Origin of the sequence: Deinococcus metallilatus, from assembly GCF_004758605.1 — a bacterium.
Classification (GTDB): Bacteria; Deinococcota; Deinococci; order Deinococcales; family Deinococcaceae; genus Deinococcus; species Deinococcus metallilatus.
The window spans coordinates 1,918,041-1,931,345 of sequence record NZ_CP038512.1 but is presented as its reverse complement, the minus strand read 5'-3'; the positions used below and the strand labels follow the sequence as shown (position 1 = coordinate 1,931,345).

12 protein-coding genes are annotated in these 13,305 nt (G+C 69.3%); 7 read left to right on the top strand and 5 right to left on the bottom strand.

The genetic code is table 11. The annotated features are described in order from the left end of the window. Nucleotides 1–33: 33 nt before the first annotated feature. From E5F05_RS15330 to E5F05_RS15320, 3 genes are all read left to right on the top strand, one after another. Nucleotides 34–1,014 (top strand): hypothetical protein, encoded by a 981-nt coding sequence (locus E5F05_RS15330; RefSeq protein WP_129119515.1) that lies wholly within the window; start codon nucleotides 34–36, stop codon nucleotides 1,012–1,014. Next, nucleotides 1,007–2,074 carry a [LysW]-lysine hydrolase gene (locus tag E5F05_RS15325; RefSeq protein WP_129119514.1) on the top strand — a complete coding sequence of 356 codons (1,068 nt, stop codon included), beginning with the start codon at nucleotides 1,007–1,009 and terminating at the stop codon, nucleotides 2,072–2,074. The genes E5F05_RS15330 and E5F05_RS15325 overlap by 8 nt, the downstream gene beginning before the upstream one ends. Nucleotides 2,075–2,259: 185 nt before the next feature. After that, on the top strand, nucleotides 2,260–4,002 hold the full coding sequence (locus E5F05_RS15320; RefSeq protein ID WP_129119513.1) for an SLC13 family permease: 1,743 nt from the start codon (nucleotides 2,260–2,262) through the stop codon (nucleotides 4,000–4,002). Between the two features lie 53 nt (nucleotides 4,003–4,055). Here E5F05_RS15320 and E5F05_RS21380 read toward each other — a convergent pair whose 3' ends face one another. After that, nucleotides 4,056–4,205, bottom strand: a complete 150-nt coding sequence (locus E5F05_RS21380) for a hypothetical protein (protein ID WP_164973503.1) — start codon at nucleotides 4,203–4,205, stop codon at nucleotides 4,056–4,058. A 70-nt stretch (nucleotides 4,206–4,275) separates the two neighbouring features. Further along, nucleotides 4,276–5,571: an MFS transporter gene (locus tag E5F05_RS15315; RefSeq protein ID WP_129119512.1), complete on the bottom strand. Its 1,296-nt coding sequence runs from the start codon at nucleotides 5,569–5,571 to the stop codon at nucleotides 4,276–4,278. Nucleotides 5,572–5,816: 245 nt separating this feature from the next. On the opposite strand from E5F05_RS15315, the gene E5F05_RS15310 reads away from it, so the two are divergent. Next, nucleotides 5,817–6,743, top strand: a complete 927-nt coding sequence (locus E5F05_RS15310) for a C40 family peptidase (RefSeq protein WP_129119511.1) — start codon at nucleotides 5,817–5,819, stop codon at nucleotides 6,741–6,743. Between the two features lie 351 nt (nucleotides 6,744–7,094). On the opposite strand, the gene E5F05_RS15305 is transcribed toward E5F05_RS15310, so the two are convergent. Further along, complete coding sequence (locus E5F05_RS15305) at nucleotides 7,095–7,325, bottom strand: transcriptional regulator (RefSeq protein ID WP_129119510.1); 231 nt, start codon at nucleotides 7,323–7,325, stop codon at nucleotides 7,095–7,097. 321 nt (nucleotides 7,326–7,646) lie between these two features. On the opposite strand from E5F05_RS15305, the gene murA reads away from it, so the two are divergent. Next, nucleotides 7,647–8,930, top strand: a complete 1,284-nt coding sequence (murA, locus tag E5F05_RS15300) for a UDP-N-acetylglucosamine 1-carboxyvinyltransferase (RefSeq protein ID WP_129119592.1) — start codon at nucleotides 7,647–7,649, stop codon at nucleotides 8,928–8,930. 69 nt (nucleotides 8,931–8,999) lie between these two features. Then, nucleotides 9,000–9,605, top strand: coding sequence for a Uma2 family endonuclease (locus E5F05_RS15295; RefSeq protein WP_129119509.1), 606 nt, complete (start codon nucleotides 9,000–9,002; stop codon nucleotides 9,603–9,605). On the opposite strand, the gene E5F05_RS15290 is transcribed toward E5F05_RS15295, so the two are convergent. Both E5F05_RS15290 and ald read right to left on the bottom strand, forming a co-directional pair. Further along, a complete protein-coding gene (locus E5F05_RS15290; RefSeq protein WP_129119508.1) occupies nucleotides 9,602–11,425 on the bottom strand; it encodes an ABC transporter ATP-binding protein in 1,824 nt (607 codons plus the stop codon). The genes E5F05_RS15295 and E5F05_RS15290 overlap by 4 nt on opposite strands. 91 nt (nucleotides 11,426–11,516) lie before the next feature. Further along, entirely contained in the window at nucleotides 11,517–12,623 is a 1,107-nt protein-coding gene (ald, locus tag E5F05_RS15285; protein ID WP_129119507.1) for an alanine dehydrogenase, read from the bottom strand. A 160-nt stretch (nucleotides 12,624–12,783) separates the two neighbouring features. Here ald and E5F05_RS15280 point away from each other — a divergent pair, with 160 nt between their 5' ends. Next, on the top strand, nucleotides 12,784–13,254 hold the full coding sequence (locus E5F05_RS15280) for an Lrp/AsnC family transcriptional regulator (protein WP_164973502.1): 471 nt from the start codon (nucleotides 12,784–12,786) through the stop codon (nucleotides 13,252–13,254). Nucleotides 13,255–13,305: the final 51 nt, after the last annotated feature.

Below are 13,305 nucleotides of genomic sequence, written 5' to 3'. Positions count from 1 at the left end.
TATCCTGCCCCACAAGGTGAGGAGAATCGAGCCATGAATGACCGCGTGCTGTCGGCCCTCCGGGGTCTGGGAATTGGGGCGGCACCTCTCGCCCTGCTGGAGCGCGAGGGCGCCTTCTTCGCCCTGCTGGAGGGCATGCTGGTCTATCAGGACCAGAACGGCACCCGGCGGGTGACCCTGCGGGACCTGACCCGCATCCACAGTGACCCGGATGGGCTGCTGCGGGTGGAAACGCCCGCCGGGACGGCCCTCACGGCCAGTCTGCTGGGCTTTGACGCCGGGCAGGTGCAGGCATTTTTCTCTCAGGTGCGGGACGCGACCGCCCGGGCCAAGAATCTGCCGACTGGGCCGCTCCCCACCCCGGGAGGCCACAAGACCTTCGGCAGCGTGCCCAAGCCCGTCATGCCTCCGGCCCCTTCCCCCGGCACGACCACCACGGTGATCCTCGGCGCGTCCCCCGAGGCGGGCCCCACCCAGGAGCCAACGGTCCAGGAGCCGCCAGGGCAGGAGCAGAAGGAAGAGCGGCCCGCCGCCCCCCAGGCGATCAAGCCGGGAACGGTGCGCGAGGTGCGCGGCGGGCAGACCAGCCCGGCCCAGGACCCGGTGCCTGCTGCCCCCGGTGGGACGAAGGCCAGCGGGACGAACGTGTTGACCAAAGCCGAGCCGAAGCCCCCAGCCACCCCGTCTCCGGCAGATTCCACCCCGGCGCGGGTGGCCTCGGCCGCCGCGCAGAGCGTCGTGGCCGGGTTGGAGGCGCGGGCCAGTACAGTGAGCGGTCTGGTCAGCCGCCTGCAACTGCTGGGGGTGGTGCTGGGGCTGGCGGCGGTCGGGCTGGCCGTGTTCCAGTTCCTCGGGGGCACGCCCCTGCTGGGGCTGTGGACACTGATCGCCGGGGGCGTGGGCTGCATCGCGCTGCTCGCCTTCGCGGACGTGACCCGCCTGCTCGTGGCCCTGGCCCGGGCGGTGGCGGAAGCCGGGCAGGCCGCTGACCGGTCCAGGGACGACCATGCCTGATCCCGCCCGTGAACTCGTCACCCGGGCGGTGGCGATCCCGTCCGTCTCGGGTGAGGAGGCGCAGGTGGCGGCCTACCTGACGGACTGGATGAGCGCGCATGGGTTCGCCGCGCATATCGACCCGGCCGGGAACGCGGTGGGGGAGCGGGGCCACGGTCCCCTGACGGTCGTGCTGCTGGGGCATATCGACACCGTTCCGGGGGATATTCCGGTGCGCGTCGAGGGCGACGTGCTGTACGGGCGCGGCAGCGTGGATGCCAAGGGCAGCTTCTGTGCCTTCGTGGCGGCGGTGGCGGCCCTGCCGGGGGCGGCCCTGACCGGCGCGCGCTTCGTCTGCGTCGGCGCGACGGAGGAGGAGGCGCCCAGCAGCCGGGGCGCGCGGCACGCCCTGCACCAGTACCGGCCCGACCTCGTCCTGATCGGGGAGCCGAGCGGCTGGGAAGGCCTGACGCTGGGATATAAGGGCCGCCTGGTCGCCCACCTGCGGGTCGAGAAGCCCAACTTTCACACGGCGGGCGAGGGCACCAGCGCCGCCGACGATCTGGCGGAGGCGTGGTTCCGGGTGCGGGCCTGGGCCGCGCGCCACTCGGGCAACGGGGCCTTCGACACGGTGCAGGCCACCATCCAGAGCATCTCGACCCGGACGGACGGCCTGGCCCAGATCGCGGAGGGTACCTTCGGCCTGCGCCTGCCGCCCCGCCTTTCTCCCGCTGCGGCCGAGGCCGGGCTGGGCGAACTGCTTCAGGACCTGCCCGCCACCCTCACCTTCAGCGGACAGGAAACGGCGGTGCGTCACCCCAAGGACAATGCGCTGACCCGGGCGCTGCGGCTCGCCATCCGTGAGCAGGGGGGCACGCCCGTCTTCAAGGTCAAGACTGGCACCAGCGACATGAACGTGGTCGCGTCAGCGTGGCCGGTGCCCACCGTCGCGTATGGTCCCGGCGACAGCGCCCTCGACCACACGCCGGGCGAACACCTCCGGCTCTCCGAGTACGACCGGGCGGTGGCGGTACTGACGGCGGCGCTGACGCGGCTGGCGGCGGCCCCAGCACCGGCCTGAAACCTTAAGAGTGCGCCGGGTGCCCGGTCCTGCCGGGAAGGGTAAGGTGGGGGCCGCTCCAGTGGCCGGGCGGGGGCAGACCCTCCGGGCGCTGGTGCTTTCTTGGGCACACGTCTTTCCGTTCCACCCCTCAGCCGAGGCAACCGGGCGCGGGCCGCTGAAAGCCGCGCCCCCTGCGGAGATTCATGGACCCCGTCACCATCCTGCTGATTCTGTTCGTCCTCGCGCTGGTGCTGTTCGCTACCGAATGGCTGCCGGTGGACGTGACGGCGCTGCTGCTGCTGGGCGCGCTGCTCGCCCTGGGCCTGCTGACCCCCAAGGAAGCCTTCGCGGGCTTCGGGAGCGACACCGTGCTGACGCTGGCGAGCCTGTTCATCCTGACGCGGGTGCTGCTGCGGGCAGGCGTGATCGAGTGGGTGGGCGTGACACTGGCCCGCCGCGCCCGGAACGCGGGCAGCATGATGCGCGGAATGCTCAGCGCCGTGGCGGGCGTGAGCGCCTTTACCAGCAACACGGCCACGACCGCCGTGTTTCTCCCGGTCGTGACCGGCCTGGCCCGCCGCGCGGGGATCGCCCCCAGCCGCGTGCTGATGCCGCTCGCGTTCTCCAGCATCCTGGGTGGCACGATCACCGTGATCGGCACCAGCACCAATCTCGTCGTGTCGGGGGCGCTTCCGGCGACCGGCCTGAAACCGCTGGGCTTTTTCGAGCTGGCCTGGGTGGGGCTGCCGGTCGCGGTGGTGGGCCTGCTGTACCTCTTTTTCGTCGCGCCCCGGCTGCTGCCCGCGCAGGACGCCGCGCTGGAAGAATCCCTGCGTGCCTATCTCGCGGACCTGACGGTGGCGCCCGGCAGCCCCCTGGCCGGGCAGACGCTGCGCGAAACGGGCCTGGGCCGCGATCACGGCCTGATCGTCGTCGCGGTGCGGCGGGGCAGCGACACCCTGTACGCCCCCGGCCCCGACTTCCGCGTGCAGGAGGGCGACACGCTGGCGGTGGAAGGCCCTTCCGACCGCATCCTGACGGGCAAGAGCACCCTGGGCGTGTTCAGCAAGAGCGAACAGAAACTCCAGGTCGAGGGCACGGCCCCGGTGCGGCTGGTCGAGGCGGTGGTGCTGCCGGGCAGTCCGCTGACGGGGCGGACCCTGCGCGAGTCGCGCTTTCGCGAACGCTACGGCGTCTCCGTCCTGGCCCTGCACCGCCGCGCCCGCACCGTCGAGCGTCTGGCAGGCTTGCGGGTGCAGGTCGGTGACGTGCTGCTGATCCAGGGAAGCGCCGAGCGGGTGGCCGCCCTGGGTGACTACCTGACGGTGCTGGGCGACCTCACCGAGGCGCAGCGTGACCTCCGCAAGGCCCCGCTGGCCCTGCTGCTCTTCGGCGGCGCGGTGGTCACCGGCGGCCTGGGGCTGGTGCCCCTCAGCGTGGCGGTGGTAGTCGCCGTGGCCCTGGCCCTGGCCCTGCGCCTGGTGTCCCCTGAGGAGGCCTACCGGGCCGTGGAGTGGCCGGTGATCGTGCTGGTGGCCTGCATGCTCGCTTTCGGCACCGCCTTCGAGCAGACGGGGGCCGCCAAAGTGTTGACCGGCGCCCTCTCCGGGGTGCTGGAACCGCTCGGCCCCTACGGCCTGCTCGCCGCCCTCTTCGCCGTGACCGTCGCCCTCACCCAGCCGATGAGCAACCAGGCCGCCGCGCTCGTGATGCTGCCCCTGGCCATCGGGACCGCCAAGGCGCTGGGCTATGATCCCCGCCCCTTCGTGATCGCCATTACTATCGCGGCCAGCAACTCCTTCATCACGCCGCTGGAGCCGTCCTGCATGCTGGTGTACGGCCCGGGCCGCTACCGCTTCATGGATTTCGTGCGCGTCGGCACCGGACTGACCGTGGTGACCTTTGCCGTGGCCCTGCTGATCATCCCGCAGGTGTGGCACTTCTGAGCGGTCAGCCGTCAGCAGAAAGATTTCTCCTGCTGACGGCTGACCGCTGAAAGCTAGATAAACAGCGGCGCGTCCGGGTCGTCGGGGAGGGGGCGGTCCTTGCGGGCCAGCAGGGCGGCGGCCGTTCCAATGCCGACCAGGGCACCGAGGGCCAGGACGGCAAACGCCCAGGTCATCAGAACATGACTGCGGTCCGAACTCATGCGTGCAGCATAACAGCCGCCGCCCCCGCGCGTCCCTTACGGCCCTTTCAGGAAGCGGCAGCGCCGGGCTTCAGTCCGCCGGAACGCTCTGCGCGGCGGGTGGCGTGAGTCGCCGGGGGAGGCGCGTCCAGAGGAGCAGCAGGGACAGGGCGCCGAGCAGGGTGAGGGCGACCAGGCCCCAGCGCGGTCCCAGCGGGCCCTGCTTGCTGATCAGGTTGCTGGCGATCAGGGCGCCGGGCGGTCCCATACCGACCAGCACGAAGGAATACAGGCTCATCACGCGCCCGCGAAGCTGGTCGGGGATGCTGAGCTGCACGGTGCTGTTGGCGCTGACCAGTAGGGACAGCATCCCGAACCCGCAGGCCGCCAGGACCGGCGTCCCCAGCACCGGCCCCGGCGTGAAGGCGAGCAGCGCGGTGCTGGCCAGCAGCAGGAGCGCCCCGATCCGCAGGTTCCGCACCGGGTTGGGCTTGCTGGCCTGCCACAGCGCCCCCGCCATCGCGCCCACGCCGAAGGCCGCCGAGAGCACGCCGAAGGTCGCCTCCCGTGCGCCGAACACCACCCGGGCGTAGTACGGAATGATGATGTTGAAGTTGATCACTGTGAGGCTCAGCGCACCGACCAGCAGCATCACGTTCCGCACGGCGGGATTGCCCCTCACGTAGCGCAGGCCCTCGCGGATGTCATCCAGCATGCTGCCGCGCGCCGCGTGTTCGCGCAGCGGAAAGGGCAACGTGGCGATCACGAACAGCACGACGAAGAACGACACGACATTCAGGTAAAAGGGCAGGGCCAGGCGGGCGATGTTGTTCTCGTTGCCGCCCGCCAGCAGGGCCACCCCGAGCGCCGCGACCACCCCGAAGAGCGCCTGCCCGATGGTGCGCGAGACGTTGAAGGACAGGCTGTTCAGCGCCACCGCGTTGGGCACGTCGCCGCGCGGCACGAAGTCCACGACCATGCTCTGACGCGCGGGCATGTCAAAGGCATTGGCCGTGCCGCTGATAAAGGCCAGCACCATCACCAGCGGCAGCGACACCACGCCCAGGTGGGTGGTCACGGCCAGGGCCGCGGCGGTCAGCATCAGCGTGGTCTGGGTGGCGAGCAGCACCCGCCGCCGGGGCACCCGGTCCACAACCGCCCCGGCGAAGAGCGACAGCAGCAGGCTGGGCAGAAACTGCGTGACCGTGACATACCCCAGGGCGGCGCTGCTGCCCCCCGAGAGTTCCAGCACCAGGTACTGCTGCGCGGTCGTCTGCATCCACGACCCGACCAGCGACAGCAGTTGTGAGAACCAGTAACGGCGGTAGGAGGGGTGGCGTAGCGCCCGGAAGGTCTGCATACGCCACGCGGAAGCACGCGCGAGCACCCGCCCAGGATAGGCCCGCACCGCCAGAAGCGGGGCGCCCGTCCCTCCTGGCGGAACACGGCCGGACGCTGGAGCGGGCCGCCCTCCCCCGGTGGGGGAAACCCGGGGGCTTGGCAACTGTGACTTGGGCATGTTACGGTGCCCCTGTTTCAGTTTTCTTCTGGCGGCTCTCATCTGGTGCTCCTGTGTCTGCCGCACCCTGGCCGCTTCCGCCCGTGTGTTTCCGCGCCCTGTGAGTCCTCTTCATGCCCGTGTTCTCCCGCACTGCCCTGCTGCTGGCCCTCCTGACCTTCACTGGAGTCGCGTCGCGCGCGCAGGCTGCCGGTAACACCTTTGACCTGGGAGGCGGCTCGCTTCCCGGGTCTTCGTCTGTGCAGGTGGCCCCCCTCACCCTCACTGTCCAGCCCGGTGACACGGCCTACAGCCTCGCCCGCGCGCATGGCCTGAGTGTCGAGGCGCTCCTGGCCCTGAACGGCCTGAGCAGTCCGGACCTGCGGGTCGGGCAGGTGCTGCGTGTGGGCGAGGTGCCCCCTTACACCGTGCAGCGCGGCGACACCCTGTACTCGTTGGCCCGCCGCTTCGGCGTCAGCGTGGACAGCCTGCTGGCCGCCAATACCCTGCCGCCGGACGCGGTTCTGGAGGTCGGACAGGTGCTGCGTCTTCCCGGCCCGGGCCTGCCCGTGCGCCCGGTGGTGGCCCAGAGCAGCCCGGCCCCGGTGCCCCTGGCCGCGTCCCTGCCCAGTCCGGCCCAGAGTCCGGTCCGGGCGCTGCCCGGCGACTGGCGCGGCACGGCCCTGGCGCTGCTGGGCGTGCCCTACGTGTACGGCGGCAGCACCCCGAGCGGTCTGGATTGCAGCGGGTTCGTCCTCCAGGTCTTCGCGCCGCTGGGCGTGCAACTCCCGCGCCGCAGTGCCGATCAGGCGCAGGTGGGCCTGCCCGTCTCCCCCCCCGAACTGCAACCCGGCGATCTGGTCTTCTTCGATACGGAGGGGCGCGGCCAGGTCACCCACGTCGGCATCTACCTGGGGGACGACCAGTTCGTGAATGCCAATTCCTACAAGGGGCAGGTGGCGGTGGACCACCTGCTGGGCGATCCCTACTGGGCACCCCGCCTGCTCGGCGCGCGCCGCGTGCTGCCAGCCAACGGTCCCGTCTACAGCGTAGGCCGCTGACGCTGCACGGGCGGCAGCTTCACTGTATAGGCTTCAAAGCCGGAGCGCCGCTCGACCCCAGAGAGCGGCGCTCCGGCTTTGTGGCTGCGGCCTCATACCAACTTCAGGGGAGTCGCAGGCGAGGGGCGGGCGGACTCGCAAAGTTGCGAAGCAGAGCGAGCAGAAGAAAATACCGACTGGCGGCGCTGGACCAGGAGCGGGTCAGCCTCCGGCGTTCGCGTCAAGACAGGTGACTTGCAAAGCTCTGCGGGGCAGCGCTACGAGTCCGCAGGAGAGGGGCCGCCCCTGCACCTCCCGCCAACGAAGAACATCCGCTGTCCTGCCCGGCTATTCCGGCCTCAGGGCAAGGTGCTATCCGTTCTGGTCGTCGGCCACGTCCTCGTTTTCCAGCAGATTGCGGTACTCTTCGAGATGTTCGCCCTCGCCGAGTTCACGGGCGATCTTCTCGATGGCGAGGCGGACCACCTCGCTCTTGCTGATCAGGCGCTCGGGGCTGGAGAGTTCATAGGCGGTGCGGGTCAGCAGCGCGTCTTGCTCCTCACTGATAACGACCTGGAGGCGTTTGCGTTCCTTCTTCGGCATCCCCTCTCCCTCTCTGGCGCAGCCTCTCCCGGTGCGGCCTCTCCCCACGTGGAGCTGATTCCTGCACCGTCTGGCTATCTGACTTGCGGCGCAGCGTAGCACGCACCGTGTGGACCCTCAACATCTCTCACAGCCTGCTCGAATGAGATCAGGGAGCAGGGTCCCTCAGAGACGACACACACGCTCTGGCCTCACAGGTTGTAAGGTCAGCGTAGACGTAAGGTGAGCATCATGTGTAACATGCACTCAGCTTTGCACCGGGTACGCCCGGATACCCTGACACTCACCCCGCGCGCCCGCCGCGCCGCCGAAAGGATCACCATGCAACTGACGCCGCTGCACATCCAGGGAGGCCGGGAACTCTCCGGCGAGATCGCTGTCCAGCCCAGCAAGAACGCGGCGCTGCCGATCATCGTGGCCAGCCTCCTGAGCAGCGAACCCGTCACCCTGCACGGGGTCCCCCGCCTCTCGGACGTGTACACCATTCTCGACCTCGCGCACCATATCGGCACGCGCCACGTCTGGGTCGGCCCCAACAGCCTCACCCTGCACACGCCCGAGATCCTGAACACCGACGCCCCCTACGCCCTGGTCAGCAAGATGCGCGCCAGCTTCATCATGATGGGTGCCCTGCTGGCCCGCGCCGGTCAGGCGACCGTGAGCATGCCGGGTGGTTGCGCCTTCGGGTACCGCCCGGTCGATCAGCACGTCAAGGCCTTCCGCGCGCTCGGCATCCGCGTGGTGGAAGAGGGGGGCAACTTTGGGGCCCAGCGGGAGGGCAGCCTGAACGGCGCCTTCGTCTTCGAGCTGCTGACGGTGGGTGGGACGCAGAACGCGATCCTGGCCGCCGTGCTGGGAGACGGTGTGGTGACGCTGGAAAACGCCAGCATCGACACCGACGTGGTGGACCTGATCCACTTCCTCAACAGCCTGGGCGCGGATATCCAGGGGGGCGGGACCAACACCCTCACCATTCGCGGCGTGAAGGCGCTGCGCGGTGGGGAGTACCGGATCATTCCCGACCGCATCGAGGCCGGGACCTTCATGATTGCCGCCGCCGCCACCCGCAGCCGCCTCACGCTGACCAATGTGCGCCCGGACCACCTGCGCGCCGTCAGCAGCAAGCTGATGGAAATGGGCGTGGACATCCTCGAAGCGGAAGACCGCCTGATCGTGGACGCCCGTGACCGCGAGCTGAAGCCGGTGAATGTGACCACCCAGAGCTTCCCCGGCTTCCCCACGGACGTGCAGCCGCAGATGAGCGCGCTGCTCGCCACCGTGCCCGGGACCAGCGTGGTGCAGGACCCGGTCTATCCCGACCGCCTCACGCATGTCGCGGAACTGCACCGCATGGGCGCAAACATCACGGTGAGCGGTTACACCCAGGTCATCCAGGGCGGTGCCCTCCACGCCGCGCCGGTCAAGGCCGCCGACCTGCGTGCCGGGGCGGCCCTCTTCATCGCCGCGCTCACCACCGAGGGCGAGACGGTGATCGACGGCGTGCAGTACCTCAACCGGGGCTACGAGAGATTGGCCGAGCGGCTGCGGTCTATCGGCGCCAACGCCTGGCAGCCCCAGCCGGTGCTGGCGAACGCAATGGACTGAAAGAATAAAGAATAAGGCCGCGAACGCGCCCGCCTCAATGTAGGGGTGGGCGTTTGGCTACCATGAGGCATGAGTGGCCCTGCCCCCAACTTCTGGGAACATGCCCAGGAAATGACGGAAGAAGAGTACCTCCGCACCGAGCCGGACAGTCCTATCAAGCGGGAGTTCGTGGATGGGTACGCCTACCCGCTGCATGGGCCGACGCTGGCGCAGGCGGGGGCCAGCAGTGGGCATGGAGAGATCACCCTGAATATCGGGGCGGCACTGCTCCGCCCAGCGCGGGAGGCAGGTTGTCACGTCTACACCTCGGATATGCGGGTGAACGCCACCAACCCCACCGGAAAGCGCGTGTACTACTACCCGGATGTGGTCGTGACCTGCGAACCGATGCCCCGCGACGCCACCTTCTCCCGTGAACCCTGTCTGCTCGTCGAAGTCCTCAGCCCCAGAACGGGCCACATGGACCGCAACGACAAACTCTGGGCCTACACCAGCCTCCCCAGCCTCCAGACCTACCTGATCGTGGACGCCACCAGGCGGTTTGTCCGGGTCATCCAGAGAACGGCGGGCGGCTGGGAAGAGGTGGAACTGGCGGGTGGGGGAACCATTCCTGTTCCCTGCCTGGATACGACGCTGACGCTCGGTGAAGTGTATGCGGGCGTTCTCGACCCCTAAACCAGCTCCCCCCGCGCCGCCTGTTCCTTCCTGAATTGGAGCTCATACAGGTCGCGGTAGAGGCCACCTGCCGCCATCAGCGCCTCGTGCGTGCCGTCCTCCACGACTTCCCCGGCGTCCAGAACGAGGATGCGGCCCGCGTTCCGGATGGTGCTGAGGCGGTGCGCGATCACGAAGGTGGTGCGGCCCTGCATCAGCGTGTCGAGGGCCGCCTGGACCAGTGCCTCAGATTCGTTGTCGAGAGCACTGGTCGCCTCGTCCAGAATCAGGATGCGGGGGTCCTTGAGCAGCGCGCGGGCGATGGCGACCCGCTGGCGCTGCCCGCCGCTGAGCTTCACGCCGCGCTCACCGACGACGGTCGCATACCCTTCGGGAAAGGCCGTGATGAAGGCGTCGGCGTTCGCGGCACGGGCGGCGGCCTGCACCTCCTCCGGGGTCGCGTCCGGCCTCCCGTAACGGATGTTCTCCTCGATGGAGCCGGAAAAGAGCAGTGTTTCCTGAGGCACCAGACCCACCTGGGCGCGCAGGTCCGCCAGGGCGTAGTCGCGCACGTCCTGCCCGTCTACCCGCAGCGCACCCCCCGTTACGTCCCAGAAGCGCGGAATCAGGTTCACCAGCGTGGTCTTGCCCGCCCCGCTCGGCCCAACCAGCGCGACCACCTGTCCGGCGGGTACGTCGAAACTCACGTCCCGCAGCGTCGGCACGTCGCCGTACTGAAAGGCCACGTGATCGAAGGTGACGCGACCCTCGGCCCGCCCCAGTGGAACCGGTAAGGCCGATTCGGGCAGGTCGCTGCGCTCGTCCAGCAACTCGAAAATCCGGCCCGACGCGCCCAGCGCCTCCTGAAACTGGTTGAAGATGCCGGTCAGACCCGCGACCGTGCCGCCCACCTGAAGGGCGTAGATCAGGAACGTGACGAGCTTGCCGGGCGTGAGATCGCCCGCCATCACCTGCCGCCCGCCGTACCACAGCACGACCGCGAGCGCCCCGAAGGTCAGGAAACCCATGGTGCCCGCCATCAGGGCCTGGAGGCGGTTGCGGCGCAGGGCCACCCGGAAGGCGCGGGTCATGCCTGCGCCGTAGCGCCCGCGCTCCAGGTTCTCGGCAGTGAAGCTCTGCACGACCCGCACGCCGCCCAGGGCCTCGGCGGCGTCGGCGTTCGCGGCGGCGATGGTGTCCTGAAGCTGGCGGGCCACCCGGCGCAGGCGGCGGCCCAGCACCACGGCGGTGCCGATCACCAGCGGAATCACGGCCAGCGTCAGCAGGCTGAGGCGCGGGCTGGTCAGCACCAGCAGGACCACGCTTCCGACCAGCGCCACCGTCTGACTGAACAGTTGCGCCAGCGCCGTGCTCGACACCGCCTGTACCGTACTCACGTCCGAGGTGAGGCGGCTGGTCAGGTCGCCCGTCTTGTGCGCCGTGAAAAACTGCGGCGAGAGCGAGAGCAGATGCGAGAACAGGCTCCTTCGCAGGTCCGCCACTACGCCCGACCCCACCATCGAGAGCAGGTACGACTGCGCCGCCCCGAACAGCGCACTCAGCGCGAAGATGCCCAGCAGCAGCAGCACCGTCCGGTCGAGCGGCCCGGTGTCCGTGCTGCCCACCTTCAGGAAGGAAGCGTCGATCAGCCGCCCGAACAGCAGCGGAAAGACGAGATTCAGCCCACTGGAAACCAGCGTGGCGAGGACGCCCAGCACGAACAGCACCCGGTAAGGCCGCGCGTAGGCCAGCAGCCGCGCGAGTTGCCGGGGGTCGCGCCTGGGGCGCGGGGTGTTCGGGTCGCGGGCCGCCGGGGTCAGGCGAGAGGGGCGGGAGAGCATGGGGGTAGGGTACGCCTCGTGAGGCGGGCCAAAGGGACAAAGGCAGGCGGCGGGCCTCCCTCCGCACCCGCCGCTCCCCCTGGCCTTCCGCTTACGCCAGCGCCGTTTCGGCCTCCACCGACGACATCCCGAATGCGTCCGCGACGCCCTGGTACGTCAACTGGCCCCCGTAGGTGTTCAGGCCCAGCATCAGCGCCGGGTTGCGCTGCAAGGCCGCGAGGCCCTGGTCGGCCAGCAGCAGCACATAGGGGAAGGTGGCGTTCGTGAGGGCGAAGGTGCTGGTGCGCGGCACGGCGCCGGGCATGTTCGCCACGCCGTAGTGAATGACGCCGTCCACCACGTAGGTCGGGTCGTCGTGCGTGGTCGGGTGGATCGTCTCCACGCAGCCGCCCTGGTCCACCGCCACGTCCACGATGACGCTGCCTTCCTGCATCAGCGGCAGCATGTCGCGCGTGACGAGGTGCGGGGCCTTCGCGCCGGGAATCAGCACCGCGCCAATCAGGAGGTCGGTGTCCGGCAGCAGCGCGCGGATGTTCGCCTCGCTGCTCATCATCGTGGTGAGTCTGCCGAAGAACACGTCGTCGAGGTAGGTCAGGCGGCGGTGCGACACGTCCAGCACGGTCACCTTGGCCCCCAGGCCCATCGCCATCTTCGCGGCGTTGGTGCCGACCACGCCGCCGCCGACGATCAGCACATGCCCCGGCTGCACGCCGGGCACGCCGCCCAGCAGCACGCCGCGCCCGCCGACCGGCTTCTGGAGGTGGTACGCGCCCGCCTGTACGCTGAGGCGCCCCGCGACCTCCGACATGGGGGTCAGGAGGGGCAGGCTGCCGTCTTCGAGCTGCACCGTCTCGTAGGCGACGGCGGTCGTCCCGGCGTTCAGCAGCGCCTCGGTGAGCGGGCGGTCGGCGGCCAGGTGCAGGTACGTGAACAGCAGCAGGTCGGGCCGCAGGTACTGATACTCGGAAGCGATAGGTTCCTTGACCTTCACGACCATCTCGGCGGCCCAGGCGTCCGCCGCCGTCCCCATGCTCGCCCCGGCAGCCTCGTACTCGCTGTCCTGAATGCCGCTGCCCACGCCCGCGCCGCGCTCCACCGTGACAGTGTGCCCGCGCCGGATCAGCGTTCCCACCCCACCGGGCGTGAGGGCGACGCGGTTTTCCTTGACCTTGATTTCCTTCGGGAGCCCAATTTTCATACTTTACCCCTGCTGAGCGGCCAGCCCTGGCCTGCCGCCTAGACCTTGTCGATTTGGCGCAATGCTAGCAGGAGTTTCACTCTTTGCGATTGCCGGAAGCGACACCGTGGGGGAGGCTTACGCAATATCGTTGCTCCAATGCTGTAATCTGCGGGTATTCATGTCGCAACCCGAACTGGACGCCACCGACCGCCGTATCCTCGCCATCCTCCAGCGCGACGCCCGCATCCCCAACACCGAACTCGCCGACGAGATCGGCCTCACGCCCGCGCCCACCCTGCGTCGGGTGCGGCGGCTGGAGGAGGAGGGCATCATCAGCCGCTACGTGGCGCTGCTGGACCCCAAACGGGTGGGCCGTGACCTGATGGTGCTGGTGCGCGTGACCCTCGACAAGCAGACCAAGCAGGGCTTCGAGACGTTTGCCGAGCAGATGCGGAACCGCCCGGAGGTGCTGGAGTGTTACCTCTGCCTGGGCGATACCGATTACCTGCTGAAAGTCTGCGTGCCCGACCTTGACGCCTACCAGAACTTCCTGGTGGACGTGCTGGCGTCCATTCCCGGGGTGCGGAACACGGCCAGCACGATTGTGGTCAAGCAGGAGAAGTACACGACCAGCCTGGCGCTGGAGTGAGGGGAGAGGGTGGGAGGTTGTGGGCTGTGGCGCGGCACGCGGTAGGCTGGG